The following is a 26,503-nucleotide window of genomic DNA, read 5'->3' as shown; positions in this document are numbered from 1 at the left end:
CTTAGGAATCACATCAACTAAAAACACGTCATCACATTTTAAACAGTGTGATGGCGTGTTTTGATTTTTTATAAATATAAATGGCTTTTCGCGTAATGGAAAGTTTCTCTTGTGCGATTATGTAAAACACCTAACAATGTGAGTACACCTATTTTACCGGCAATCATTGTAATAATAATCAGTGCCTTCGCAAAGGTATCATATTCTGTAGAAATGCCTGTAGATAAGCCCACTGTTCCAAATGCGGAAATGACTTCGAAAGCGATCGCCTCAAATTGTAAGTTCGGTTGCGCCACTGCAAACCAAAATATAATAAAGATAATGAACATCATTGCTGTTAATGTAATCGCAACTGCTTTTTGTGTTTGTTTTTGATCAATCGAACGATGAAAGACTTGTGTATAGCGGTGACCTTTCAATGAGGTGATCACATATAATAGTACAAGTGTAAATGTTGTGACTTTAATCCCGCCGGCTGCACTAATCGGACCTGCACCAATAAACATTAAAATCATGGTCAACATGAGTGTGCCCGGCGCGAGATGTGAAAAGTCTATCGTGTTAAAACCGGCTGTACGTGTACTGACGGATTGGAAAAATGAAACTAATATTTGTTGCGGAAAAGACATCCCTTTTAATGCGTGATGATGTTCTAATATTAAAAAGCCGAGTGTCCCAACAACAATTAAAATAAATGTGACAAATAATGTGACCTTCGTATGAACGTGAAGTCGTTTTAAATGGCGTGTTGTCATTAGGTCGAATAACACGATATAGCCTATCCCACCGACAATAATTAATATCGCAATCATCAAATTGACTACGGGATCACTCGCATAAGAAACTAAATTGTCACTGAATAAAGAAAATCCAGCATTATTGAGTGCTGAAATAGACGTAAAGACACTAATGAACATACCTTTAGACCATCCATACTCAGGCACGAATACTGTTGCGAGGATCATGGCACCTAGCGCTTCAAATACTACCGTAAAAATGAAAATAAATTTTGCGAAATTAACAACATTGATGGTCTCATCGATGTTAAGTTCTAACTTGAATAATTGATTATTTTGAAATGTAATCTTCTTTTGTGAAATCATTAGTGTCAATAGAGACACGGCTACAATTCCCATACCGCCAATTTGAATGAGAAGCATGATGACAGTATGACCTAAAACGTTAAACTGCTCTGTAATATCCACGGTTGTCAGGCCGGTCACTGTAAAAGCACTCGTCGCTACATACATAGCATCGACAAAAGAAATCGGCTTTTGACCAGTCCAAGGTAAGTAAAGAAGAAGACTACCAATGAAAGTAGTACTTAAAAATAAAATAAGATAAAACAAGATAGGTTGCCTTTTACTATACATCTTTGACGCCTCGGTTCTTTTTGAAGTTATAATATCACGATATGTTTCAAAAACAAATCACTATTTTTCAAAAGTATATCAAATCGGCTTTGAATCGTCACATCGAGCGCAGGTTTTGTATGTATTTTGTAGTGATAACATATAGATTGCTTCATAATGAAGGGACGGTGTGAAGCATAATCTTTGCATGGATGCGCATGTGAAAAGTTTACGGACGAAAATGGTAAGCGGGTGAGGTAGTATAAGGGGTGTAAGGTGGTCAATGTGCAGAGTAGTATTTGAACATCATGCATGTTGAGCCAGATTGTTGTAAGGGAATCGAAGTACTATTTTACTCACTAAAAAAAGGCCGGACAATTGAATGTCTCAGCCTTTATCATGTCGGATTATTTTTTGAATGTATCGATTAACCCTTTAATTAATTTAACAATGCCTAAAATGATATCTGCCCACATCATAGCGATGACCTCCTCTTTATTTATACTGTAACCATATTTTAAACGATGCGGGTGATTAAAAGGAGGATATGGCCTAACTCGTTTATTTGAATGCTTAAGTGTAAATAAAGATGAATTCTTTTTACAGTTAGGCAATATATCTTTGCCAATATGTTAATGATAATCCAGAAACTAAATATATTGATAAGTTAAATCTGTAAGTAATCTTAATTATATTTTATAGATGTTTATCAAAAGTAATTATTATCTTTTGGAAAACAGTTGGGCATCTTAACTGTGAAAAATGACGATGGTTTCAGACGATTAGGAATGCTAACCAACAAGTTGAGAAAGATTGACGGCAATATTTATAAAATACGTTATAGTTAATTTAACAAAGCAAACCGTTCAATGCTTTGTAATATAAATTATCTTTATGGAGGGGTTCTATTATGACAGAATTATTTGACGCAATTAAAAACACAATCGAGGCAGGTATTAACCATGATTGGGTCACATTAGGCACAAGCATTGCTGATATCGTAGCAAATGGTATTAATGTAATTAGTGGCTTCTTTGGTTAATTAATCGTTTCTACTTTTGACAATTGAATATCAACTTTCCTTAACAATAAATAAATTCAAATGTCGAATCAGTTAAGATGATGAACTTGACTATTGATAGAGATGATAGATTTCGTGCGCATAGGGTGAACGTGGGCACTGGAATGTATCATCTTTTTTTACGTTGAATGACATGTCGAAGTGTGCAATCAAGTAGTCCACTCTGTCATAGTTTTATCGGCCCATTCTTACTCCATCAGTGAAATCGTATGACAGATCATACGTATTTTGATACACTTAGAAAGATTCTTTTGACTTTCGGGAGGCGTGAAATTTGAGTTATAAAGTAATTTTATTCGATTTTGATGATACATTGGTAGATTTTCATGACGCTGAAGTACAGGCATATGCCCATTTAATGCGTCATTATGCCGTACCTTCTCAACTACATGATTATCACCGTTTTAAGGAAATTAATCAAAATCATTGGGAAGCATTTCAACGTGGAGAAATAACGAAAGCGGAAGTATTGCGTCATCGCTTTATCGAAACATTTGCGACATATGGCATGACAGTTGATGGTCAAGAAGCGGATGTTGTCTTTCGTGATGGTCTTGCACGTGCTCCCATTAAATGGCTCACGGGTATCATTCCTATGTTGAAAACACTTCAATCAAATTATGCATTAGCGATAGTGACGAATGGTGTAACAGATACACAAGAACGACGTATCGCACGAACGGACCTTCACTCCATGATGGATCATATTTTTATTTCAGATAAAATTGGAGCACAGAAGCCGAATGTCGCATTTTTTGAAGAGGTCTTTAAAGTGTTTCATCAGTATGATAAAAAGGACTTCCTAATCGTGGGGGATTCACTTACTTCTGATATTCAAGGTGGTATTAATTCTGGAATTGATACTTGCTGGTTTAACCACCGTCAGCTTGAAAATAAAACGTCTATTCAACCGACGTATACGATTAACCATATTGAAGCATTAAAAGAGATTTTAAAGTAATTCAAGTAACTACCATCATTTGTATGGTTGTAATGTAAGTGGAAGATGATTAGATTTCCAAAAACTAGATTATCATTTTTCAGAAATCCAATCTCCTCAATTTTTTAGAAGGGATTCAGGATTGTCTTAAAATTGAAGGGTGCTGTTCTTAGTTTTTCAACTGAGAACAGCACCCTTCAACTTTTGTTATTATTTTTGGGGTTCCCAAACGAGTATATCGTGCCCATCGTCATTTTTGACTTCTAAATCTTTAAAACCATTTTTAATAAAGAAGTCTTTAGACTCATTTCTCGCAATCGCTTTAATAGGAAGGTCGAATGATTTTGCATATGCGACTAATGCAGAACCGTAACCTTTGCCTTGATATTTTTTAAGTACTTCGAGTTTCCAAACGACGAGATAATCGTCAAAGTTCGGAAAAAATGTCTCTTCAACTTCGCCTTTTCGATAAAGTGCCATACGTGCGCCAATTTTTTCCCCAACATAAATACCATAAAATGGTGACTCAGAACTGGCATCAATCATCTCACCGTGCAGTTCGTTCACCATGTATAAATCTTTGTTGCCAAAATTTTGACGAAAGTCTTCAAAAAGTTCTTCTGTTTTGTAGTTAATGTCAAGGTGCTCAACTTTTGTCATGTGATTACCCCCTTGTCTTTAATAATTTAATTATAGCCTATTTATTTTAAATTTTGAAGCAAGCCGTTAGATTGTCATGTGCGTGTGGAACCTTTATACTGTTATGGAATACTGTTATGGAATACTGTTTAAGGAGAAATGAGCATGGATTGTTTAAATATTACAGTCAATGAGTCGGATCAATTTATAAACCGTTTAAAACAACAAGATGAAAATATATTGCAATTTTTTGATTATGATCCGGTTGAAGAGGAAAGTTATGCACGCCGTATGCAACAACCTAACAATGGTAGAGAACATGAAATGGCGAAAGTTGTGCGCGCGTATATGGCGGATTTAAACCTTTCTGAAGCCCAACAACGTGCACTCGATGCTTTAGAAAATGGCGCGAAAGTCGTCGTAGGTGGTCAACAAGCAGGGTTGTTTACTGGTCCACTTTATACTTTCCATAAAATTATTTCTATCATCGTTAAGGCCAACGAACTGGAATCTACATATGAGACGCCTGTCGTTCCAGTCTTTTGGATTGCAGGTGAGGACCACGACTTTGATGAAGTCAATCATACGTATGTGATGCAACAACGAACTGGGACGCTGAAAAAAGTGAAATATCACACGATGGCACCACCAGAGTCCAATGTGTCCCGCTATACCCCTGATAAAGCGGCATTGAAACAAGCATTGACTGATTATTTTGCAGCATTACCTGAAACACCGCATTCGAAAGTATTGTATCAACAAATTGCTCATTTTATCGATCAAGCAGACAATTGGACATCGTTATTCAAACAAATCGTACATGAATGTTTTAGTCAGTCAGGCTTATTATTGATTGATGCCCAATTTGAAGCGTTACGTGAAATAGAAGTGCCGTTGTTCAAACAAATCATTCAACATCACGAGCAAATTGACAACGCTTTTCGAACGCAACAACAACGTACAGGTGCTGCTGGGTTAACACCAATGATTCAAACCGATACAAATGTCCACTTGTTCATGCATGAAGATGGGCAACGTCAGTTATTAAAGTATGAAGATGGTGTCTATCGTTTAAGTAAATCGGATGTCACGTTCAGTCAAGCAGCGTTATTACAAAAAATTGAAGCGACACCAACAGATTTTTCTAACAATGTGGTCACGCGTCCGCTTACCGAAGAATGGTTGTTTAACACTGTTGCATTTATCGGTGGACCGAGTGAAATTAAATACTGGGCAGAGTTGCAAACGGTCTTTCATGAAATGGGCATTGAAATGCCGATTGTATTGCCGCGCTTACGTTTCACATATGTGACACCTAAAATCGAAAAATTGTTAGCTTCATATGACCTTGATTTAGCAGATATGATTGCGAATGGTACGGAAGCAGCACGTCAACGTTTTGTACGTGCTCAAGCTTCTGAAGAGGTGCTTGTGGATATGCAACAAATGCTCGACCAGCAACATGCCTTTTATGAGCGTTTGCAAGCACAGTTAAATGATTCGGAAGATCAGCGCAAGTTACTGAAGAAGAATCATCAAATCCAAACCCATCAATATGAATATTTACAGTCACGTTACCTTAAAAATATTGAGCGTGAAAATGAAATTAGTATGCGACACTTCCATTTATTGTCACAAACGTTACATCCGATGGGGGGATTGCAAGAACGTATCTGGAACCCACTCCAATTATTAAATGAATTTGGGATGGAGATGTACACGTCCTCCACTTTCCCTCCACTTCGTTACTCTTTTGATCAATATGTCATTAAAACATGATAATATCAACGGTTTGAGAACCCTTCTTAATATGAGCAGGGTTCTTTTTTTGTGTCTATTTTGATAAATATTGGAGATTTTTACAGAATTAGTGGAGGATAGTGGTGAGATGTGGTAAATTAGAATAAAGGTGAGGTGATAATAGAATGTTCATGGGTGAATACGAAAATAAACTCGATGCTAAAGGCCGTATGATAGTACCATCAAAATTTCGTTATGACTTAAATGAACGTTTTATTCTCACAAGAGGCCTTGATAAATGTTTATTTGGTTACACACTTGAAGAATGGCAAACGATTGAGGAGAAAATGAAATCCTTACCTTTAACTAAACGTGATGCACGTAAGTTTGTGCGCATGTTCTTCTCAGGTGCTATCGAAGTGGAAATCGATAAACAAGGGAGAATTAACATCCCAGCTAAATTAAGAGAGTATGCACATCTTGACAAAGAATGTACGGTGATTGGTGTGTCAAATCGAATTGAGATTTGGGATCGCAACACTTGGAATGATTTCTATGATGAATCTGAAGAGAGCTTTGAAGAGATTGCAGAAGACTTAATTGATTTTGATTTTTAAAAAACGGAGGGTTCGCGGTGTTTCATCACATTAGCGTGTTATTAAAAGAAACTGTAGACCAACTGAATATTAAAGAAGATGGCGTCTATGTTGATTGCACGTTAGGTGGCGCAGGACATTCGCAATATCTTCTGAATCAATTATCGGATGAAGGTCGATTGATTGCGATTGATCAAGATATGACGGCAATCAATCATGCTAAAGAAAAATTGCAACAAGATTTACATAAAGTCACGTTTGTACATAACAACTTTAGAAATTTAGCTAATATTTTAGCTGAATTAAACATAGACAAAGTGGACGGCATTTTATATGACTTAGGTGTTTCGAGCCCGCAACTGGATGTACCAGAACGAGGGTTTAGTTACCAACATAATGCCAAGTTAGACATGAGAATGGATCAAACGCAACCTCTTTCCGCCTACGAAGTTGTCAATACGTGGTCTTATGAAACACTCGTAAAAATCTTTTTTCGATATGGGGAAGAAAAATTTTCGAAACAAATCGCACGAAAAATTGAAGCAAGACGACAGCAACAACCGATTGAAACCACTTTTGATCTAGTGACGTGTATTAAGGAAGGGATTCCAGCAAAAGCACGACGTAAAGGTGGTCATCCTGCGAAACGTGTATTTCAAGCGATTCGTATTGCAGTGAATGATGAACTTGCTGCATTTGAAGATTCATTAGAACAAGCGATTGACCATGTGAAAGTGAACGGACGAATTTCTGTTATCACCTTCCATTCATTAGAAGATCGTTTATGTAAGCAAATGTTTCAAGAGTATGAAAAAGGGCCAGACGTCCCAAGAGGATTACCCGTACTTCCAGAAGCGTACACACCTAAATTGAAACGTGTGAACCGAAAACCAATCGTAGCGGATGCGACAGACTTAGAAGACAATCATCGTGCGAGAAGTGCAAAACTTCGAGTAGCCGAAATATTAAAATAGAGGGGCGAAAAAGAGACTATGGCTGTAGAAAGAATATATGATACCTATCAACCGCAAGTCGAACCACAGAGAAAACAATCGACACAAAAACAAACTATCAAGAAGCAAGTTGTTGTCAAATTAACACGATTTGAAAAGATGTTATACATAACGCTAGTTACGATTATTGCTGTCATCAGTATCTATATGCTATCTTTAAAAATGGATGCATATGATACGAGAGGGAAAATTGCAGATTTAGATCAAAAAATAGAAAAGCAAACAAGTCAAAATAGCGCATTAAAGTCTGAAACAATGGAGAATTCATCGTACAAACGCATTTATAAAAAGGCTGAAGATCAAGGGATGAGCTTGAAGAACGACAATGTAAAGGTAGTGCGTAAAGATGGCGAAACGAAAAATTAAAATTAAAAAAAATAAGCTAGGAGCAGTCCTCCTGATGGGTGTTTTCGGGCTGCTCTTTTTTCTTTTGGTTTTAAGATATGGCTATGTCATGTTGACAGGACACTCGTCAGGGGAAGACTTGATCGCCAAAGCAAATGAAAAATATTTATCTCATTTAGATGAAGATGCTGAACGAGGTAAGATTTATGACCGTAACGGTAAAGTTTTGGCAGAAGACGTGGACCGTTTCCGTTTGGCAGCAGTTATTGATCCACAAGCAAGTAAAGATTCAGACAAACCACGTCACGTTGTGGATAAGAAAAAAACAGCTAAAGTTCTCGCTAAAATTATCGATATGCCTGAAAAGGACATCGAGAAGCGTCTCAACACGAAAAAGGCATTCCAAGTCGAGTTCGGCCGATCTGGTCAAAATCTGACTTATCAAGATAAAGAAAAAATTGAAAAAGCGAATTTACCTGGGATTACACTTTATCCGGAAGTGAAGCGCTTTTATCCAAATGGTAAGTTTGCCTCACACTTGATTGGGATGGCACAAAAAGATCCCGATAGCGGCAAATTAAAAGGGGCTTTAGGCGTTGAAAAGATTTTCGACAGTTATCTTAAAGGTAAAGCCGGCCATACTTCATTTACAAAAGATATTTGGGGTTACATTATTCCGAATTCGAAAAATGAAGTCGCACCGCAACGTGGCGATGATGTGCATTTAACGATTGATTCTAATATTCAAGTCTTTGTGGAAGAAGCATTAGATAAAATGGTTGAGCATTATGAACCAAAAGACATCTTCGCCGTTGTCATGGATGCGAAAACAGGTGAAATCTTAGCTTATAGTCAGCGTCCAACATTCAATCCAGATACAGGTGAAGATTTTGGTAAAAAATGGGCGAATGATTTATATCAAAATACGTATGAACCAGGTTCGACATTCAAAAGTTTTGGTTTAGCCGCAGCGATTCAAGAAGGGGAATTTAAACCAGACCGTAAATATCAATCGGGTTACAGAGATATTCAAGGGTCACGTATTTATGACTGGAATAAAAAAGGTTGGGGCGAAATTGATATGAGTCTCGGCTTCACGTATTCATCTAATACTTTGATGATGCGCCTTCAAGACCTTGTCGGTGCAGACAAAATGAAGTCTTGGTATGAAAAGTTCGGTTTTGGCAAGTCAACGCGAAGTTTGTTTGATGGTGAACAATCCGGCAATATTGCCTGGGAAAATGAATTGATGCAAAAAACATCTGCGTTCGGTCAATCGACAACAGTCACGCCGGCACAAATGTTGCAAGCGCAATCGGCATTTTTCAATAAAGGCGAAATGTTACGCCCATACTTCGTCCAATCCATTATAAATCCTGTGACTAAAAACACATATTATAAAGGTGAACGCGAAGTTACGGGCAAACCGATTAAAAACGATACAGCGAAGAAAGTGAACAAACAATTGGATGAAGTGGTGAACAGTGAAGATAGCCATGCGAAAAACTATCGTGTCGACGGATATCGTATTGGTGGTAAAACAGGTACTGCACAGGTGGCTGACCCTGAAAATGGCGGCTATGTGAAAGGACCTAATCCATACTTTGTGAGCTTTATGGGGCATGCGCCAAGTAAAAATCCGCGTGTTGTTGTTTATGCAGGGATGAGCTTAGCGCAAAAGAACGATCAAGAAGCATACGAAATGGGTGTCAGCAAAGCATTTAATCCGATTATGAAAAACACTTTACAATATTTAAATGTCGGCGATAATGAAGTAGATGACAGTAAAACGAAGATCAGCAATGTTCCAGATGTTGAAAATCGTAGTGTACAACGTGCTGAAGATGAGATTAGAGGTAAAAAACTCAACCCAATTGTCATTGGTAATGGTAAAAAAGTTGTGAGTCAATCGCCGTCATCAAATGGTCGATTATTGCCAAATAGTAATGTCCTCTTGTTAACTGAAGGTGATTTAACAATGCCAGATATGACAGGATGGACAAGAGATGATATTGTCGCCTTCCAATCATTGACAGATATCAAAATTGATGTCAAAGGCAGTGGTTTTGTGAAGTCGCAATCGAAAACACCACAGTCAGCGATAGATAAAAACACTAAACTTGAAGTAACATTAGATTCCCAAAAAACAGAATAGGCAACGTGATAAACAGACACTGTGCGAAAGGCTATCACGGCATGTTGATGTTTATGACGATGCGTAAGTTGAAAAGAACGGCCATGAATGCAATCACTTCAGTCGACTTATACGAATACGCGCATTGAAGTGATCGCATCATGTTTAGAATGACTAAGAATGTGAGCAAAAGAAGAGAAGATAAGATAAGGAGAATATTATGGGATTGATTAGCGCAATTATCGCATTTGTTATTACAGCAGTTTTAGTACCGATTTTGATTCCAACATTAAAAAGGATGAAATTTGGTCAGAGCATTCGTGAAGAAGGTCCACAAAGTCATATGAAAAAAACAGGTACACCAACGATGGGTGGGTTAACATTTTTAATTGGTGCAATTGTTACAACGATAATCGCAAGTATTTTTGTAGAACCAGCAAGTCCATTGCTGTTACTACTCTTTGTCACAATTGGTTTTGGTTTAATTGGCTTTATTGATGACTATATTATTGTAGTGAAGAAAAACAACCAAGGGCTTACAAGTAAGCAGAAATTTTTAGCGCAAATCGCAATCGCAGTCATCTTCTTTATTGTCGCTAAAGGTTTTAAAGCGTTTAATTTCTCTACAGATATTCATATTCCGTTTACAGATGTGAGTATCCCGTTATCATTTGCTTATGTAATTTTTATCGTGTTCTGGCAAGTTGGTTTTTCTAATGCAGTTAATTTAACAGACGGTCTTGATGGTTTAGCGACAGGGTTATCTATTATTGGTTTTACGATGTATGCCATTATGAGTTTTGCGCATGAACAACCAGCAATTGGCGTATTTTGTATTATCATGGTCGCAGCTTTAGCCGGCTTTCTTCCATATAATATTAACCCAGCGAAAGTGTTCATGGGGGATACAGGAAGTTTAGCGCTAGGGGGTATTTTCGCTACAATTTCAATTATGTTAAACCAAGAAATATCTTTGTTATTCATCGGTCTCGTTTTCGTACTAGAAACATTGTCAGTGATGATTCAAGTGACATCATTCAAGTTAACAGGAAAGCGTGTCTTTAAGATGAGTCCATTACATCATCATTTCGAATTAGTCGGTTGGAGTGAATGGAAAGTTGTGACTGTATTCTGGTCAGTAGGATTAATTACTGGTTTAATCGGTTTATGGATGGGAGTGAATTAATTGATACATTATACAGGGCTTAGAGGTAAAAAAGTACTCGTTATCGGTATGGCGAAAAGTGGTTATGAAGCAGCGAAATTGTTACATCGTTTAGGCGCTGAGGTGACGGTGAACGATGGCAATGATTTATCAAACGATGCTCACGCGAAAGATTTAGAGGACTTAGGCATTAGTGTCGTCAGTGGTGCACATCCGCTTGCGTTATTAGATGAGGCACCGATCATTTTCAAAAACCCAGGTATTCCATATACAGTACCTATTATTCAAGAAGCACAAAAACAAGGATTGAAAATTTTAACAGAAGTAGAATTAAGTTATTTAATTTCTGAAGCACCAATTATAGGCATTACTGGGACAAATGGTAAAACGACAGTAACGTCATTAATCGGTGACATGTTTAACAAAAGCCGTGAAAATGGCCGTTTGTCGGGAAATATTGGTTTCGTTGCATCAAAAGTCGCACAAGAAGTGAAGACAGATGAGTATTTAGTGACGGAATTGTCTTCGTTCCAATTGCTCGGTATTGAACATTATCGTCCGCACATTGCGATCATCACAAATCTTTATTCAGCGCATTTAGATTACCATGAAAATCTTGAAAACTATCAAAATGCGAAAAAACGTATTTTTGAAAATCAAACTGAGAGCGACTATTTAATTTTCAATGATAAACAAAGACACCTCATTGGTACATCGAAAATTCGAGCTAAAATTTTATACTTTTCTACGCAACATCGTGTAGACGGTATTTATGTTGAAAAAGAGTATATTGTTTATAACGGTGTACGTCTCATTCATTTAGATGATATCGTATTACCAGGTGAACACAACTTAGAAAACATTTTAGCAGCAGTCATGGCGGCGATTTTAGCAGGGGTGTCCATTAGTGCTATCGTCCAATCGTTGTCTACGTTTTCAGGCATTGCACATCGTCTGCAATACATCGGCAATAACAAAACGAATAAATACTACAACGATTCTAAAGCAACGAACACATTAGCGACACAATTTGCGTTAAGTTCATTCAAGCAACCTGTCATTTGGTTATGTGGTGGTTTAGACCGTGGAAATGGTTTTGACGAACTGATTCCGTATATGAACAATGTGCGCGTAATGGTGACGTTTGGTGAAACACAAGATAAATTTGTGAAGCTAGGAGAGAGTCAAGGAAAGTATGTCATTCGAGCAAAAGATGTGACAGATGCTGTAGCTAAAGTCCAAGATGTCATCGAACCGAATGATGTTGTATTATTATCCCCTGCTTGTGCAAGTTGGGATCAATATGACACCTTTGAACAACGTGGAGAACGTTTTATTGAAGCTTTCAGAGCACATTTGCCATCACATTAAAGGATGTGACGATTGATGACAAAAGAAATACCCAAGATTAATAACGAATATTTAAAAGAAAAGAGAAAAAAGCAACGTATTCAGCAACGTCGTGTTCAACGTATGATTGTCGGGATACTCGTTGTCATTGTTTTATTGATCCTGGTTTATATGTTTACACCTATCAGTCACATTAAAAGTGCTGACATTAAAGGGAACCATTATGTGTCTAAGCAAGATATCTTGAAAGAGCTGGATATTCAAAACCATCCACGCATTTACGCCTATAGTTCTGATGATGCTGAGACACGTTTGAAACAAAACGAATTGATTGATGAAGTGACGATTGAAAAAGGACTGTTCAATCCGATCGAGGTCAACGTGAAAGAACATACTATCATCGCAATCACGACAGAAAAGTCACGTGTGGTCCCAATGATTGAAAATGGCAAAGTGTTAAAAGATTATAAACAGGAAGTACCGAATGAAGCACCTTACATTGAAGGGTTTAAAGGTGCTGAAAAACGCAATCTCATTGATGCTTTACAAAAAATGGATCGAACGACGCGGGCACAAATTTCAGAAATTGTGAGTGCACCACAAAAAGATCAACCCCATTTAATTAAACTGTTCATGCGTGATGGGATTGAAGTCGTTGGGAATACAAACACCATTGCTGAAAAGTTGAAATACTATCCAAGTATGTCACAAGCTTTAGAAAAAGATGAAACAGGCAAATTGAAAAAATCTGGTTTTATAGATTTATCAGTTGGTGCGACATTTATTCCTTATGACAATGTGAACAACGGACAAACAAGTTCGGCGAGCGCCAAAGAAGTTCAAAGTGGTACAGCGAGTGAAGACAAAGCTAAAGATGATTTACAAAAGGCTTTGAACAAGATTAAAGATGAAGAATCATCGGAATAGCAAAGTTGAGGCTCAAAAATATTTTGTTATCATAATGATTTTGAGCCGCCATCTACCTTGTAAATAGATGATTGCGCGTTACAAAAAGATTACATTAATATATAAATGTGATAAAAAGTTGAAATTCCACTGTGTTTATAGTTCACATTGATAGTGTGTTATTGTAAACTTAAAATAGCTTAATTATGTAAAGAAATGTCAGGAGGTGCCTATCTATGGAAGAGCATTATTATGTTAGTGTAGATATCGGCTCATCAAGCGTGAAAGCGATTGTTGGTGAAAAATTTCATAACGGAATTAATGTGATAGGTACAGGGCAGACCTATACAAATGGAATCAAGAATGGTTTGATTGATGATTTCGACCTTGCTAAACAGGCCATTAAAGATACGCTAAAGAAAGCTTCAATCGCTTCAAGTGTGGATATTAAAGAAGTATTTTTAAAGCTACCAATCATTAGTACTGAAGTTTTTGATGAAACAAATAAAATCGAATTTCATCAAGATACAGAAATTAACGGCACACATATTGAAGAGGTGCTTGAAGGAATTCGTGAAAAAAATACGGAACCTGAAACGGAAGTCATTGATACATTCCCGATTCGCTTTATCGTGGATGACAACAATGAAGTTTCAGATCCAAAAGAGCTTGTCGCGCGTCACTCTTTACAAGTGGATGCGGGCGTCATTGCGATTAATCAATCGATTTTAATTAATATGATTAAATGCGTAGAAGCTTGTGGTGTGGATGTATTAGACGTTTATTCTGATGCATTGAATTACCGTTCCGCATTAACTGCAACTGAAAGAGAACTTGGTGCATGTGTGATTGATATTGGTGAAGATTTAACTCAAATTGCGTTTTATGAACGCGGAGAGCTCGTCGATGCGGATGTCGTTTTCATGGCAGGGCGTCACATCACAGAAGATATTGCTCAATTTTTAAATACTACATATGATACAGCAGAAAAGATTAAGCAACAATACGGACATGCATTTTATGATTCAGCTTCAGACCAAGATGTGTTTACTGTAAACCAACTTGACTCTGATGAACCTGCACAATTTACACAAAAAGAGCTGAGCGATGTCATTGAAGCACGTGTTGAAGACATTCTCATTAAAGTATTCGATGTTTTACAAGAGTTAGGTTTAACGAAAGTCAATGGTGGATTTGTAGTGACAGGTGGTTCTGCTAACTTACTTGGTGTGAAAGAATTACTTCTCGATATGGTGAATGAAAAAGTACGCATTCATACACCTTCACAAATGGGAGTAAGAAAACCAGAATTTTCTTCAGCAATTTCCACAATTTCTAGTAGTATTGCTTTCGATGAGCTATTGGATTATGTTACAATTAGTAATCATGATAATGAAGAAATTGAAGAAGAAATCATTGAAAGCGATTCAAAACGACAAGAACATAAATCAAGTGGTTTTGAGTCATTCTTCAAGAAAAAACCAAAAAAACAACAATCACAAGACACGGCAAATTCTGAATTTGTCGACGATGATACTTCGGAAGAGGTATATGAAGACATTGATGGACATGAACACGGAGAACCTAAACAAGAAGAAAGTAAGTTCAAGAAGATTATGAAATCACTGTTTGATTGATTGGCTACAAAGATTAGGAGGAAATTTAAATGTTAGAATTTGAACAAGGATTTAATCATTTAGCGACACTTAAAGTCATCGGTGTCGGTGGTGGCGGTAATAATGCTGTTAACCGAATGATTGACCACGGTATGAACAATGTTGAATTTATTGCAATTAACACAGATGGACAAGCTTTAAACTTATCTAAAGCAGAATCTAAAATCCAAATTGGTGAAAAGTTAACACGTGGATTAGGTGCAGGTGCGAACCCTGAAATTGGTAAGAAAGCTGCAGAAGAATCACGTGAACAAATTGAAGATGCGATCCAAGGTGCAGACATGGTATTCGTAACTGCTGGTATGGGTGGCGGTACTGGTACAGGTGCAGCACCTGTTGTAGCCAAAATCGCTAAAGAGATGGGCGCTTTAACAGTGGGTGTTGTGACACGTCCATTCAGTTTCGAAGGTCGTAAACGTCAAACACAAGCTGCTGCGGGTGTTGAAGCAATGAAAGCTGCTGTTGATACATTAATTGTCATTCCTAATGATCGCTTGTTAGATATTGTAGACAAATCTACACCAATGATGGAAGCATTTAAAGAAGCTGACAACGTATTACGTCAAGGTGTACAAGGTATTTCTGATTTAATTGCAGTATCTGGTGAAGTGAACCTCGACTTTGCTGACGTTAAAACAATCATGTCAAACCAAGGTTCTGCATTAATGGGTATCGGTGTATCATCTGGTGAAAACCGTGCAGTTGAAGCGGCTAAAAAAGCCATTTCTTCTCCTTTACTTGAAACATCAATCGTAGGTGCACAAGGTGTGTTAATGAACATTACTGGTGGCGAATCATTATCTTTATTCGAAGCACAAGAAGCTGCTGACATCGTACAAGACGCTGCAGATGAAGATGTGAACATGATCTTTGGTACAGTCATTAACCCAGAATTACAAGATGAAATTGTTGTTACTGTGATCGCAACAGGTTTTGAAGATAAGCCTTCATCACAAGCCCGTAAACAAGGTCACTCTGGCTTCGGTGCAAGTGCTACACCAACAAGCTCAAAAGAATCTAGCTTCGGTGGTGGGCACACTGGTCAAACTTCAACACAAGATAAAGAAGTTGAAAGTGGACGTAGCCATACGACAGCGGACGACGATATTCCAAGCTTTATTCGTAACAGAGAAGAAAGACGCTCAAGAAGAACACGTCGTTAATCGTGTGATATGTTGAAATATAAAGTACACCTATCAACAGGATAAAGTGTGATATTTATCTTACATAGGATGTCAAGAACTGCTAGGACAATTGTCACTTCATCAATGTCCTAGCAGTTTTTAATAGATAAAAGTAAAAAAGGAGGGATGAAGATGGAATTATTTACGAAAAAGGGACATCATTTATCTTACCAGCCGAGTTTAGTACAAGGTGTTCAAATTGGCATCACGACAAGAGGTGATGGCGTGAGTGCATATCCAAATGGAGCATTCAACATGGCAAGATATATTGATGATAAGCCGGAAAATATTACCCATCATCAGGAAGTATTGGCACAAGAAATCGGTATTCCGAGAGCGCAATGGGTCTTTCCAATACAGACACACGAAGCAAATGTCGTAGAAGTGACTCAAGCGGATCGTGGTAAAAATATTGATACACTTTCGAAAGACACACTTTATGGTATCGATGCGATGTTCACATATGATGAGGATACGATGTTGACGATGTGTTATGCAGACTGTGTGCCGATTTACTTTTATAGTCCTTCTCATCACTTTATTGCTTTGGCACATGCAGGTTGGCGGGGCACTGTCGCAACTATTGTACATCGTGTATTAGACCAATTTCCTTATGATTACAACGACTTATACGTGGTTATTGGTCCAGCAACATCTGATAGTTATGAAATTAATGATGATATTTTCAAACAATTTCAGCAACTGCCGATTGACAGTGCAGCTTATATTGAAACGCGTGATGAAGACCGTCATGGAATTGATTTGAAATATGCGAACCAACTATTGTTAGAACAATACGGCGTGCCACGTGACCATATTTATCGTACAGAATATGCAACTTCCGAAGACTTGGATTTATTTTTCTCGTATCGTTTAGAAAAAGGAAAAACGGGAAGAATGTTAGCATTTATTTCTCAATCATTGAATGAAAGTGGAGATGATTAAATGTCAGTGAAGACAAACTTAGCAGAAATAGAGCACACCATAACTGAAAATGTGACTTTTCGTGAGGACCCAACAAGACCTCACGTGATTGCTGTCACAAAATATGTTACAATAAACCGAGCGAAAGAAGCTTATGAAGCAGGCATTCGTCATTTTGGTGAGAACCGCATCGAAGGTTTTTTAGAGAAGAAAGCAGCTTTACCAGACGATGTCCACATGCATTTTATTGGTTCTTTGCAGTCACGTAAAGTGAAAGAAGTCATTAATGATATTGACTATTTACATGCATTAGACCGTCAAAGTTTGGCCAAAGAAATTAGTAAACGCGCAGAACATGAAATCAAATGTTTTGTCCAAGTGAACGTTTCTGGTGAAGCATCTAAACATGGCATTGCTTTAGAAGAGGTTATCCCCTTCATTGAAAAGTTAGTGGACTATGACCATATTCGTGTTGTAGGTCTGATGACGATGGCACCATACACAGATAATGAAGCTGAATTAGAAGACATTTTTGAAAAACTTAAAAATAAACGCGATGAAGTCCAATCATTGAACCTTACATATGCACCTTGTACAGAGCTTTCGATGGGTATGAGTAATGATTATCATATTGCCACGAAAAAGGGTGCCACATTTGTTAGAATTGGAACGCGTCTTGTAGGAAAAGAGGAGTGAATCCATTGGCTATAAAAGATTTGTTCAACAATTTTTTCACAATTGAAGAAGAGGAAGATGAAGATTTCATTCAAGAAGAAGAACGCCGTCGTGAACGTGAGCAACAGCAAGTGCAACAACAAGCGAACAAACAACAATCTGAGCGTCCAAGAGCAGTCCAATCCGTACCCAAACGTCAAGCGTCACGTTCCAAATCTTCTCAAAATGATAAACAGTTGCAAGTTGCCCAAAAACAAGAGCAAGGGAATGTGGTGAATATGAGCCCAACACAAGATACTTATCAAAATGGGAGTTCTAAAATGTGTTTATTTGAACCACGTGTATTTTCTGATACACAAGACATTGCAGATGAATTGAAAAATCGTCGTGCCACACTTGTGAATCTTCAACGTATTGATCAAGTTTCTGCAAAACGTATTATCGACTTTTTAAGTGGTACCGTTTATGCGATTGGTGGCGATATTCAACGTGTTGGTGCAGATATTTTCTTATGTACACCAGACAATGTCGAAGTTGCGGGTAGTATTACCGATCATATCGAATCTATGGAAAATCATTATAAATAAGGGAGTATGCTATGAACATCGAGTTATTAACATCCATCCTTGAATTTCTACTGTTTATTGTTAAAGCTTACACATTTGGAATGATTATTTACATTTTTATGTCGTGGTTACCAGGTGCAAGAGAAAGCGCAGTTGGAAGATGGATGTCAAAAATTTATGAGCCATTTTTAGAACCATTTCGACGTATCATTCCGCCATTAGGTCTAGTTGATATTTCACCGATTGTAGCCTTTTTAGTGCTCAATTTGTTTGAACGTGGACTTGTAGCCATTTTTAAACTTATTTTGCATCAAATTTATTCATAAAATACAGTATAATCAAAAGACTGTTCAGACGTGATGACGACGTGTTTGAACAGTCTATTTTTTATTTGTGTGGTGATGTTAAGAAATAGGCATCAAGTTTAATACGATATAATCAGCAGTGATCTAATGCTTAAGCGCATAAAATCAACAGCAACTGTCCCCCTCAACAAAAAGGCCCCTCCATAACGTAATCATCACGAACGCGTTGGAAGGGCTTATTTTAGATTGATTTAAAATGTCACGTCAGATTCTAAAATAATATTAGAAAACGGAGTGATTTCACCAGTGCGAATATTACCTTTATTCAATGGGTGACTTAAATATGATTTCATTTCTGAGTGTGGAATAAACGCAATCTCGACATCTTGATCAATCAATGCTTTAATTTGTTTCAATTGTGTCGGGTTATGTGTTTTAATTTCTTCGGCGAGATAAATTTTTTGGATTTTTAATTCTTCTAACACTGTTGCTAATACATCGATAAAGAGCGGTAATGCTTTTGTTACAGCTAAATCGATTCTTCTGTCATCATTAGGAATTGGCATCCCTGCATCATTGACGGTCAACAAGTCGAAGTGACCCATTGTTGCAATAACTTGAGAAACGTGGCTGTTAAGTAAAGCTGCTTTTTTCATTCTCTTCACCTCTGGATATTATTTAATAAATACAGTGACTGTTGCGGCTGCTAAAATCAAAATTAAACCAATGATTGTGATAAACATTTCTTTTGAAGTTTTACGCTGATTCAAGAAATAAATACCTGTTAACGTAGCTAAAACAACTGAAGTTTGAGATAAGATGAAACCTGTTGCTAAACCATTCATATCAGGTTGTGCTGAGATTAAATATGTCAATGCTGCGAAAGCAAAGAAGAAACCAGAAATGATTTGCAACCATGTAACTTTCTTGTTGAATGGATTGTCTTTTTTCATTGTCATTAAACCATAAATGATGGCCGACAATACCATTCCAATGGCTTGTGGTAAAAATGCTACTTTACCACCAATGTCTGTCGCTTGTGGTGCAGCAGAGTAAAGCCAATATCCAATTTCACCGATTAATAGGATAAGGACTGCTTTTCTCAAGTTACTACTTTTTGTTTCTTGTGCATCTTCACTCCAAACTGTCATCCATGCACCAATTAAAATCACGATTAATGCGGCAAAACCAATCAGTTTATTTGTAACACCTGGCCAGTTACCTAATGCGAATACACCCCAAAGTGATGCACCGAGTAATTGGAAAGCTGTTGTGATAGGCATTGCACGAGAAGACCCGATATATTCAAATGCTTTGAAAGTCATAATTTGACCAAAACACCAGCCGGCTCCTGAGAGTAAGGCGAAAAACAAATCTAGTCCTGTTGGGAATTGACGCCCTGAAAATATAAAAAAGGCAATTGCGAAAATCAGTGTCCCAACAGTAGCGCCGATAATCTGATTGACTGGTTTACCTCCAAATTTTGATGCGATTGTAGGAAAAAGGCCCCAACCAATGAGCGGTCCTAAGCCAATTAATAATGCGACCATGTTCATTACTTACACTCCTCTATTTCTATTAAACATTTTGTCTTTCATTAACAAGTCCACGTTTTAAAATATACCATTTCTATATGAATATATAAACTAACATTTACTAAAATTCAAAACTATTATTTGGGAAATTTAAGGATTGAAACAAACTTGTCACACATGTCGGCTAAGAAGAGGGATTTAGGTAATAGTGTCAGTTAACGAATTAAAAATAAAGCGAAAGCCAATCAGAAAGTTATTTCCAAATGATATTATATTTATTCTGAAACTCGTTTCTAAAATAATAGTATTGCTTGAAAAGTAGAACGAAACGGCATACAATTAAATTTGTAAACGCTTGCAACGATGAGGTGTGAACAATGAGATTTTATAAGGTACTCGTTCCTATGATTGAATCGAATCTTGAAAATATGACAACAACAGAAAAAGAGGTCGCACAATTTTTTCTGAAACAAGTAACTGTTGAGGATTTATCGTCTGAAATGTTTAGCCACCAACTGCACGTGTCAAAAGCAACATTAACACGGTTTGCGAAAAAGTGTGGTTTCACGGGTTTTAGAGAATTTTTGTTTCATTATAGAGAAATGATGCGCGAAAAAGAGGAAATTCTCGCATACAAAGATTTAATACAAAAAGTTTTGTTTGATTATGAAGAGATGCTTCGTAAAAATTATTCGATTCTCAATGAAAGTCAGTTAGAACATATTAAAGAGATGATTAATCAAGCTGAACGTGTATATCTTTATGGAAAGGGAAGTTCGGCGCTGGCATTAAAAGAAATGAAAATGAGATTTATGAGACTCGGCATTATTTGTGAAGTGATTGAAGATAATGACATGCTTGTCTGGAATAATTTATTAGTAGATGCGTCATGTCTCGTGATTGGTGCTTCAATTTCAGGCAAAACAAGTTCCGTCCTACATGCATTAAAACGTGCCAAAGCACAAGGTGCACAAACTGTTTTGATGACGACCCGAAATTTTAATGCACATGAATTCGGATGTGATGAAATTTTGTTGTTAGCAGCAGCTAAACATTTATCGTATGGCAATGTCATTTCACCGCAATTTCCGATATTACTCATGACAGATTGTTTGTTTTCTTATTATTTGGAGGATCCTCAAAGGGGGATGTATTACAATCAAACGATTATAGATAAAGAAGCGCAATCTCATCATCATGATTAGGGCGTGTTATACCGTTTTATAAGTGTTTTACAATAAAATATTGATATAAACATTTTAATAAAATTCACTAAAATCATTAAGAAGAGGAGAATGGATATGAGAGATTTAAATCGATATCAAGGCATTATTCCGGCATTTTACGCATGTTACGACGAAAACGGGGAAGTCAGTCAAGAACGCGTACGCCAACAAGTGCAATATTTAATTGATAAAGGTGTAAAAGGGATTTACGTGAATGGTTCTTCTGGAGAATGTATTTATTTAACAACTGAAGAGCGTAAACAAATTATTGAGGCAGTGATGGATGTCGCGAAAGGTAAAATCACCGTGATTAATCATGTCGCGTGTAACAACACCAAAGAGAGTGCGATTTTAGCAGCGCATTCTGAACAACTCGGTGTCGATGCGATTGCGGCGATTCCACCGATTTACTTTAAATTACCAGAATACTCAATCGAAAAGTATTGGAATACGATTAGTGATGCGGCACCGAATACAGATTTTGTTATTTACAATATTCCGCAATTAGCGGGTGTCGCGTTGACGAATCAGTTGTATGCAAAGATGCGTAAAAACCCTCGTGTGATTGGCGTGAAAAACTCTTCTATGCCTGTACAAGACATTCAAACGTTTGCAGCGGCAGCGGGTGAGGACTATATCGTATTTAACGGTCCAGATGAACAATTTGTCGGTGGTCGAATGATGGGCGCGCAAGCTGGCATTGGCGGTACATATGGTGTGATGCCTGATTTATTTTTGAAATTAGATTCATTATTTAAGACACATGATATTACACAAGCACAAGCACTTCAGTTTGCAATTAATGATATCATTTCAAAATTAGTGTCTGGTCATGGCAATATGTATGCAGTCGCAAAAGAAGTGTTAAGAATTAATGAAAAAGTGGATTTAGGCTCAGTGCGTGCACCATTAGAACCATTGACAGAAGAAGATAAAATCATTGCACAACAAGCAGCTGACATGATTGTCGCAACAAGACAACAATTTCTTGCATCGTAGTGAACGCATCATAAAGGAGTGTTTAAAATGAATACAGCGGGGTTTACTTTAGTTGATTTATTTGTGTTAATTGTTTACTTACTCATTGTTTTATTAGCGGGGCTCTACTTCTCGAAAAAAGAAATGTCAGGGAAAGAATTCTTTAAAGGGGATGGCTCGGTCCCTTGGTACGTGACGTCAGTATCTATTTTTGCAACGATGTTAAGTCCGATTTCGTTTTTAGGGCTTGCTGGGAACTCTTATGCAGGCAGTTGGATTTTATGGTTTGCGCAGTTAGGGATGCTCATTGCGATTCCATTAGCCATTAAATATGTACTGCCAATTTTCGCGCGTATGGACATTGATACGGCTTACGATTATCTCGAACGCCGTTTTGAAGCGAAATCGTTACGTGTCATTTCAGCGTTACTGTTCATCGTGTATCAACTCGGGCGTATGTCCATTATTATGTATTTACCTTCAATCGGTTTGGCAAAATTAACAGGTATTGACATTAATATTTTAATCATCTTAATGGGTGTCATCGCAATTGTTTACTCGTATACAGGTGGTTTGAAATCTGTACTTTGGACGGACTTTATTCAAGGCGTCATCTTATCTGGTGGGGCATTAATCGCATTGTTCGTATTGATTAAAGATATCGATGGCGGTATGGGCGCGATTGCAGAACAATTGGCTCACGGGAAGTTTATTGCACCGACAGAAAAATGGTTTGATCCAAACATATTATCAGGCTCGATTTTCTTAATCGTGTTTGGTTCTGGTTTAACGATTTTCTCATCTTATGCTTCTTCTCAAGATTTAGTACAACGTTTTACGACAACACAAAATATTAAAAAGTTAAATAAAATGTTGTTCACAAACGGGGTATTGTCATTAGGTGTAGCGACAGTATTCTATTTAATTGGAACAGGTTTATATGTGTTTTACCAACTTCAAAATGTGAGTGAAGCAACGAAAGCCATTCCACGTGACCAAATTTTTATGTATTTTATCGCTTACCAGCTACCAGTTGGGGTGACAGGTATCATTTTAGCAGCGATCTATGCCGCAGCACAGTCGACGATTTCGACAGGTTTAAACTCAGTTGCGACGTCATGGACCTTAGATATTCAAGAAGTTGTTGCGAAACAAATGTCGGATAGCGTGCGTACACGAATTGCACAAATCGTCTCATTATTGGTCGGTATTTTCTCAATTGTCGTGGCGATCGTGATGGCACATTCTGATATTAAATCTGCGTACGAATGGTTCAACGGCTTTATGGGACTGGTGTTAGGTTTACTTGGTGGGATTTTCATTTTAGGATTTGTCACTAAAAAAGCGAATAAACAAGGGGCTTATGCGGCGCTAATTGTTGCGACAATTGTGATGGTGTGCATTAAATACGTGTTGCCTCCAGAAGCGGTAAACTACTGGGCGTATTCGTTCATTTCAATCAGTGTGTCTTTAGTGGTAGGTTATGTTGTGTCATTATTAACTGGAAACAAAACATCAGCACCACAATTTACAACGATTCATGACATTCCTGAAATTCTTGCAGATAAGAGTTGGGCAAAACGTCATTAATTAAGGAGGATGTTTGTAATGATTATTGCTGAAAGAAAAGATTTTAAAAGATATATTACGATTAATCCACATTTTGAAAAAGTAAATGACTTTTTAGAACATACGGATTTGTCACAGTTAGAAGATGGTCGGATTGAAATTGACGGAGATCACGTATTTGCAAACTGCATGACTTATATTGCAGATGGCGTTGCAGGGGAGCAATTTGAAAACCATAAAAAATATTTAGATATTCATCTTGTCATCAGTAACACTGAAAAAATGGCGGTGAGCACACCTCAAGATGCATCTTCAAAAACAGAATTCGATGTAGAAAATGATTTTGAATTGTTCAATAGTAAAAAATATCAAATTGTAGAATTGAATGAAACGAACCTTCTTGTGACTTTTGAAGAAGATTTACATCAACCTAAAGTGCGCGTCAATGATCAAACTGTGAAGAAACTTGTGATTAAAGTTTTGAACTAAGAGGAGGAAAATGGATGAGGGTATTAAAAGTATGGATATATATACTGTCATTATTGCTAATAATTGGCCTCGTTACTCCAAATGCTTTCGCTCAAGTTGCTGGACAGAAAAATGGAAATGAAGCAAATACACTAGTTTTCGAAAAAGATAATATTCAGTTAGCAGGTAATGGAATGAATATAACATCTGGTGCCTTAAACAAACTAACTGGACCTGATTTTACAGTGATAATCAAGTATCATCAATTGAAACCTGATGGAATTCAAGCTTTATTTGGTATTTCTAATTCAAAAAAAGGTAACCCAAGTAGTTATTTAGATATGTATGTAAGAGAAAATGGAGAATTAGGTATGGAAGCTCGTGACACTAATACAAAAACAAATCATCTGGTATCAAGACCTGCTTCTGTATGGGGGAAATACAAAAATAAACCAGCATCAAATATAGTGGCGTTGGTATTAAATCATTATACCAAAACGTATTCTTTATTTTCTAACGGATATAAAGTAGAAGAAAAGAAGATTAATAATTTTTTAATGCTTTCAAACATCAATGGGTTAGACTCATTTGTTATTGGCGGAGTAAATAGAGAAGGAAAAAATAGTTTTGGATTTAACGGTACAATCGAAAATATTAAAATCTTCAATAATGCACTAGATGAAAATACAATAAAAAGCATGACGAAAAATGACATAACTCAACGGTTAATTTATAAGGCGAATGATGAAACGCATTCAAATTATTTCAGAATACCATCTTTATATACATTAAGTAATGGTAGAGTTTTATCAAGTATCGACGCTCGTTATGGGGGTACACATGACTTTTTGAATAAAATTAATATTGCAACTAGTTATAGTGATGATAATGGTAACTAATGGACAAAACCAAAGCTCACATTATCTTTTGATGATTTTGAATCAGTACCATTGGAATGGCCTCGTGATCCGAGGAAACGTGATTGGCAAATTAGTGGTGGTGCGACATATATAGATTCGGTTTTATTGGAAAAAAAGGATAAACAGGTTATGCTTTTTGCTGATGTTATGCCTGCAGGAGTTAGCTTTAGGGAGGCTGTAAGAAATGATTCAGGATTTAAAAAAATTAACGAAAAATACTATCTTAAATTGAAAAAAAGTGGAGAAAATGATTATCAATATACAGTTCGTGAAAATGGAATCATTTATGATGATAGAACAAATAAACCTACTGAGTATTCTGTAGATAAAAACTTTGCAATAAGTAAAAATAATAAAAAATTAAAGGTAGAGCAATATTCAGCAAAAGTTATCAATGGACAAAAAACTGAATTTAAAAATGGTAAGTTTGTTGATATGAATGTTTTTTATAAAGACGCTTTATTTAAAGTAGTTCCAACTAATTTCATAGCATATTCAGTAAGTGATAACTTTGGAACATCTTGGACTAAACCTACACTTATCCCGTCGTTACTTGGAGATAAACATAATTCTCCATATTTAGGTCCTGGCCGAGGTATTGTGGAGCATAGTAAGGGGAGAATTCTAATACCTTCTTATACTGGTAAAGATTCTGTGTTTATCTATAGTGACGATAATGGAAGAACGTGGAAGACTAAAATTATTCCGCTTCCTTCAAGCTGGTCTGCAGAGGCTCAAATAATAGAATTACAACCGGGTGTTTTACAAGCTTATATGAGAACGAATAATGGGAAAATTGCATTCATTACTAGTAAAGATGCAGGTAATACGTGGAGTAATCCTAACTATTTAGATTTTATTTCTAATCCTAATTACGGAACAGAACTGTCTATTATTAATTATAGTCAGAAAATAGATGGCAAAAATGCCGTAATTCTTAGTACACCAAATTCAAAAAATGGTAGAAGAAATGGTCAAATTTGGATTGGTTTATTAGGAGAAAATAACAAGGTTGAGTGGCGTTATCACCACGATGTCGACTACAGTCAATATGGCTTTTCATATTCAACATTAACAGAACTGCCTAACCATGATATAGGGTTGATGTATGAAAAATTCGACTCTTGGTCACGAAATGAACTGCATATTAAAAATGTAATTCCGTATGTCAGTTATAAAATTGAAGACTTGAAAAACAATTAGAAAGAAAGTGAAA

At 36.8% G+C, this 26,503-nt stretch carries 27 protein-coding genes; 22 read left to right on the top strand and 5 right to left on the bottom strand.

Going from position 1 to position 26,503, the window contains the following annotated elements; all coding sequences use genetic code 11:
• Nucleotides 1-68: 68 nt before the first annotated feature.
• Nucleotides 69-1,373 carry a TrkH family potassium uptake protein gene (locus P3U61_RS07895; protein ID WP_015728986.1) on the bottom strand — a complete coding sequence of 435 codons (1,305 nt, stop codon included), beginning with the start codon at nt 1,371-1,373 and terminating at the stop codon, nt 69-71.
• A 386-nt stretch (nt 1,374-1,759) separates the two neighbouring features.
• Nucleotides 1,760-1,828, bottom strand: coding sequence for an alpha-1/alpha-2 family phenol-soluble modulin (locus P3U61_RS12285; protein WP_224398680.1), 69 nt, complete (start codon nt 1,826-1,828; stop codon nt 1,760-1,762).
• Between the two features lie 434 nt (nt 1,829-2,262).
• Between P3U61_RS12285 and P3U61_RS07890 the strand changes: the two genes are divergently transcribed.
• Both P3U61_RS07890 and P3U61_RS07885 read left to right on the top strand, forming a co-directional pair.
• Nucleotides 2,263-2,394, top strand: coding sequence for a beta-class phenol-soluble modulin (locus tag P3U61_RS07890; protein ID WP_014614190.1), 132 nt, complete (start codon nt 2,263-2,265; stop codon nt 2,392-2,394).
• A gap of 313 nt (nt 2,395-2,707) precedes the next feature.
• Nucleotides 2,708-3,394 carry a YjjG family noncanonical pyrimidine nucleotidase gene (locus tag P3U61_RS07885; protein ID WP_014614189.1) on the top strand — a complete coding sequence of 229 codons (687 nt, stop codon included), beginning with the start codon at nt 2,708-2,710 and terminating at the stop codon, nt 3,392-3,394.
• 189 nt (nt 3,395-3,583) lie between these two features.
• Here P3U61_RS07885 and P3U61_RS07880 read toward each other — a convergent pair whose 3' ends face one another.
• A complete protein-coding gene (locus tag P3U61_RS07880; protein WP_014614188.1) occupies nt 3,584-4,033 on the bottom strand; it encodes an N-acetyltransferase in 450 nt (149 codons plus the stop codon).
• A 144-nt stretch (nt 4,034-4,177) separates the two neighbouring features.
• On the opposite strand from P3U61_RS07880, the gene bshC reads away from it, so the two are divergent.
• The 14 genes from bshC to P3U61_RS07810 all read left to right on the top strand — a co-directional run bounded on the left by bshC (nt 4,178) and on the right by P3U61_RS07810 (nt 18,612).
• Nucleotides 4,178-5,791, top strand: coding sequence for a bacillithiol biosynthesis cysteine-adding enzyme BshC (bshC, locus tag P3U61_RS07875; protein WP_015728989.1), 1,614 nt, complete (start codon nt 4,178-4,180; stop codon nt 5,789-5,791).
• A 146-nt stretch (nt 5,792-5,937) separates the two neighbouring features.
• The gene (mraZ, locus tag P3U61_RS07870; protein WP_014614186.1) at nt 5,938-6,369 is read left to right on the top strand and encodes a division/cell wall cluster transcriptional repressor MraZ; all 432 of its coding nucleotides are present in this window, start codon (nt 5,938-5,940) and stop codon (nt 6,367-6,369) included.
• A 17-nt stretch (nt 6,370-6,386) separates the two neighbouring features.
• Nucleotides 6,387-7,322: a 16S rRNA (cytosine(1402)-N(4))-methyltransferase RsmH gene (rsmH, locus tag P3U61_RS07865; RefSeq protein WP_063284588.1), complete on the top strand. Its 936-nt coding sequence runs from the start codon at nt 6,387-6,389 to the stop codon at nt 7,320-7,322.
• Nucleotides 7,323-7,340: 18 nt separating this feature from the next.
• Entirely contained in the window at nt 7,341-7,727 is a 387-nt protein-coding gene (gene ftsL, locus P3U61_RS07860) for a cell division protein FtsL (protein ID WP_014614184.1), read from the top strand.
• Complete coding sequence (locus P3U61_RS07855) at nt 7,708-9,861, top strand: penicillin-binding protein (protein ID WP_063284589.1); 2,154 nt, start codon at nt 7,708-7,710, stop codon at nt 9,859-9,861. The genes ftsL and P3U61_RS07855 overlap by 20 nt, the downstream gene beginning before the upstream one ends.
• Nucleotides 9,862-10,060: 199 nt before the next feature.
• Complete coding sequence (gene mraY / locus P3U61_RS07850; RefSeq protein ID WP_063284590.1) at nt 10,061-11,026, top strand: phospho-N-acetylmuramoyl-pentapeptide-transferase; 966 nt, start codon at nt 10,061-10,063, stop codon at nt 11,024-11,026.
• Nucleotides 11,027-12,376, top strand: coding sequence for a UDP-N-acetylmuramoyl-L-alanine--D-glutamate ligase (murD, locus tag P3U61_RS07845; RefSeq protein ID WP_063284591.1), 1,350 nt, complete (start codon nt 11,027-11,029; stop codon nt 12,374-12,376).
• Nucleotides 12,377-12,391: 15 nt separating this feature from the next.
• The gene (locus P3U61_RS07840; protein WP_014614179.1) at nt 12,392-13,282 is read left to right on the top strand and encodes a cell division protein FtsQ/DivIB; all 891 of its coding nucleotides are present in this window, start codon (nt 12,392-12,394) and stop codon (nt 13,280-13,282) included.
• Nucleotides 13,283-13,497: 215 nt separating this feature from the next.
• Nucleotides 13,498-14,898: a cell division protein FtsA gene (gene ftsA / locus P3U61_RS07835; RefSeq protein ID WP_014614178.1), complete on the top strand. Its 1,401-nt coding sequence runs from the start codon at nt 13,498-13,500 to the stop codon at nt 14,896-14,898.
• Nucleotides 14,899-14,927: 29 nt separating this feature from the next.
• Nucleotides 14,928-16,100 carry a cell division protein FtsZ gene (gene ftsZ, locus P3U61_RS07830; RefSeq protein ID WP_014614177.1) on the top strand — a complete coding sequence of 391 codons (1,173 nt, stop codon included), beginning with the start codon at nt 14,928-14,930 and terminating at the stop codon, nt 16,098-16,100.
• Between the two features lie 153 nt (nt 16,101-16,253).
• A complete protein-coding gene (gene pgeF, locus P3U61_RS07825) occupies nt 16,254-17,066 on the top strand; it encodes a peptidoglycan editing factor PgeF (protein ID WP_063284592.1) in 813 nt (270 codons plus the stop codon).
• Nucleotides 17,067-17,741 carry a YggS family pyridoxal phosphate-dependent enzyme gene (locus tag P3U61_RS07820; protein ID WP_014614175.1) on the top strand — a complete coding sequence of 225 codons (675 nt, stop codon included), beginning with the start codon at nt 17,067-17,069 and terminating at the stop codon, nt 17,739-17,741. It abuts the gene before it with no gap.
• Nucleotides 17,742-17,746: 5 nt separating this feature from the next.
• Entirely contained in the window at nt 17,747-18,307 is a 561-nt protein-coding gene (locus P3U61_RS07815) for a cell division protein SepF (protein WP_014614174.1), read from the top strand.
• Between the two features lie 11 nt (nt 18,308-18,318).
• On the top strand, nt 18,319-18,612 hold the full coding sequence (locus P3U61_RS07810; protein WP_015728996.1) for a YggT family protein: 294 nt from the start codon (nt 18,319-18,321) through the stop codon (nt 18,610-18,612).
• 230 nt (nt 18,613-18,842) lie between these two features.
• On the opposite strand, the gene rbsD is transcribed toward P3U61_RS07810, so the two are convergent.
• A complete protein-coding gene (gene rbsD / locus P3U61_RS07805; RefSeq protein ID WP_014614172.1) occupies nt 18,843-19,247 on the bottom strand; it encodes a D-ribose pyranase in 405 nt (134 codons plus the stop codon).
• 18 nt (nt 19,248-19,265) lie between these two features.
• Nucleotides 19,266-20,147 (bottom strand): ribose/proton symporter RbsU, encoded by an 882-nt coding sequence (gene rbsU / locus P3U61_RS07800; RefSeq protein WP_014614171.1) that lies wholly within the window; start codon nt 20,145-20,147, stop codon nt 19,266-19,268.
• Nucleotides 20,148-20,503: 356 nt separating this feature from the next.
• On the opposite strand from rbsU, the gene P3U61_RS07795 reads away from it, so the two are divergent.
• The 6 genes from P3U61_RS07795 to P3U61_RS07770 all read left to right on the top strand — a co-directional run bounded on the left by P3U61_RS07795 (nt 20,504) and on the right by P3U61_RS07770 (nt 26,490).
• The gene (locus P3U61_RS07795) at nt 20,504-21,331 is read left to right on the top strand and encodes a MurR/RpiR family transcriptional regulator (RefSeq protein ID WP_063284593.1); all 828 of its coding nucleotides are present in this window, start codon (nt 20,504-20,506) and stop codon (nt 21,329-21,331) included.
• 96 nt (nt 21,332-21,427) lie between these two features.
• Complete coding sequence (locus P3U61_RS07790; RefSeq protein WP_063284594.1) at nt 21,428-22,351, top strand: dihydrodipicolinate synthase family protein; 924 nt, start codon at nt 21,428-21,430, stop codon at nt 22,349-22,351.
• Between the two features lie 27 nt (nt 22,352-22,378).
• A complete protein-coding gene (locus P3U61_RS07785) occupies nt 22,379-23,920 on the top strand; it encodes a sodium:solute symporter family protein (RefSeq protein WP_063284595.1) in 1,542 nt (513 codons plus the stop codon).
• 18 nt (nt 23,921-23,938) lie between these two features.
• Complete coding sequence (locus P3U61_RS07780) at nt 23,939-24,388, top strand: NanQ anomerase/TabA/YiaL family protein (RefSeq protein WP_014614167.1); 450 nt, start codon at nt 23,939-23,941, stop codon at nt 24,386-24,388.
• A gap of 14 nt (nt 24,389-24,402) precedes the next feature.
• Nucleotides 24,403-25,266 (top strand): sialidase domain-containing protein, encoded by an 864-nt coding sequence (locus P3U61_RS07775; RefSeq protein WP_233506553.1) that lies wholly within the window; start codon nt 24,403-24,405, stop codon nt 25,264-25,266.
• Between the two features lie 51 nt (nt 25,267-25,317).
• Entirely contained in the window at nt 25,318-26,490 is a 1,173-nt protein-coding gene (locus P3U61_RS07770) for a sialidase family protein (protein WP_233506552.1), read from the top strand.
• The last annotated feature ends 13 nt before the right edge of the window (nt 26,491-26,503 follow it).

It is taken from the genome of Staphylococcus pseudintermedius (assembly GCF_034042775.1).
GTDB lineage: Bacteria > Bacillota > Bacilli > Staphylococcales > Staphylococcaceae > Staphylococcus > Staphylococcus pseudintermedius.
Note: the sequence above shows the minus strand (reverse complement) of the source record. Positions and strands in the feature narration are given on the sequence as shown.

What these genes read in the sequence shown, in the direction of transcription:
- ftsL (WP_014614184.1), top strand. Translation starts at nt 7,341, where the DNA reads ATGGCTGTAGAAAGAATATATGATACCTATCAACCGCAAGTCGAACCA.
- rbsD (WP_014614172.1), bottom strand. Translation starts at nt 19,247, where the DNA reads ATGAAAAAAGCAGCTTTACTTAACAGCCACGTTTCTCAAGTTATTGCA.
- P3U61_RS07890 (WP_014614190.1), top strand. Translation starts at nt 2,263, where the DNA reads ATGACAGAATTATTTGACGCAATTAAAAACACAATCGAGGCAGGTATT.
- P3U61_RS07780 (WP_014614167.1), top strand. Translation starts at nt 23,939, where the DNA reads ATGATTATTGCTGAAAGAAAAGATTTTAAAAGATATATTACGATTAAT.
- P3U61_RS07820 (WP_014614175.1), top strand. Translation starts at nt 17,067, where the DNA reads ATGTCAGTGAAGACAAACTTAGCAGAAATAGAGCACACCATAACTGAA.
- P3U61_RS07810 (WP_015728996.1), top strand. Translation starts at nt 18,319, where the DNA reads ATGAACATCGAGTTATTAACATCCATCCTTGAATTTCTACTGTTTATT.
- bshC (WP_015728989.1), top strand. Translation starts at nt 4,178, where the DNA reads ATGGATTGTTTAAATATTACAGTCAATGAGTCGGATCAATTTATAAAC.
- P3U61_RS07895 (WP_015728986.1), bottom strand. Translation starts at nt 1,373, where the DNA reads ATGTATAGTAAAAGGCAACCTATCTTGTTTTATCTTATTTTATTTTTA.
- mraY (WP_063284590.1), top strand. Translation starts at nt 10,061, where the DNA reads ATGGGATTGATTAGCGCAATTATCGCATTTGTTATTACAGCAGTTTTA.
- rbsU (WP_014614171.1), bottom strand. Translation starts at nt 20,147, where the DNA reads ATGAACATGGTCGCATTATTAATTGGCTTAGGACCGCTCATTGGTTGG.
- P3U61_RS07855 (WP_063284589.1), top strand. Translation starts at nt 7,708, where the DNA reads ATGGCGAAACGAAAAATTAAAATTAAAAAAAATAAGCTAGGAGCAGTC.
- P3U61_RS07775 (WP_233506553.1), top strand. Translation starts at nt 24,403, where the DNA reads ATGAGGGTATTAAAAGTATGGATATATATACTGTCATTATTGCTAATA.
- ftsZ (WP_014614177.1), top strand. Translation starts at nt 14,928, where the DNA reads ATGTTAGAATTTGAACAAGGATTTAATCATTTAGCGACACTTAAAGTC.
- P3U61_RS07790 (WP_063284594.1), top strand. Translation starts at nt 21,428, where the DNA reads ATGAGAGATTTAAATCGATATCAAGGCATTATTCCGGCATTTTACGCA.
- P3U61_RS07840 (WP_014614179.1), top strand. Translation starts at nt 12,392, where the DNA reads ATGACAAAAGAAATACCCAAGATTAATAACGAATATTTAAAAGAAAAG.
- mraZ (WP_014614186.1), top strand. Translation starts at nt 5,938, where the DNA reads ATGTTCATGGGTGAATACGAAAATAAACTCGATGCTAAAGGCCGTATG.
- pgeF (WP_063284592.1), top strand. Translation starts at nt 16,254, where the DNA reads ATGGAATTATTTACGAAAAAGGGACATCATTTATCTTACCAGCCGAGT.
- P3U61_RS07795 (WP_063284593.1), top strand. Translation starts at nt 20,504, where the DNA reads ATGAGATTTTATAAGGTACTCGTTCCTATGATTGAATCGAATCTTGAA.
- P3U61_RS07880 (WP_014614188.1), bottom strand. Translation starts at nt 4,033, where the DNA reads ATGACAAAAGTTGAGCACCTTGACATTAACTACAAAACAGAAGAACTT.
- ftsA (WP_014614178.1), top strand. Translation starts at nt 13,498, where the DNA reads ATGGAAGAGCATTATTATGTTAGTGTAGATATCGGCTCATCAAGCGTG.
- P3U61_RS07785 (WP_063284595.1), top strand. Translation starts at nt 22,379, where the DNA reads ATGAATACAGCGGGGTTTACTTTAGTTGATTTATTTGTGTTAATTGTT.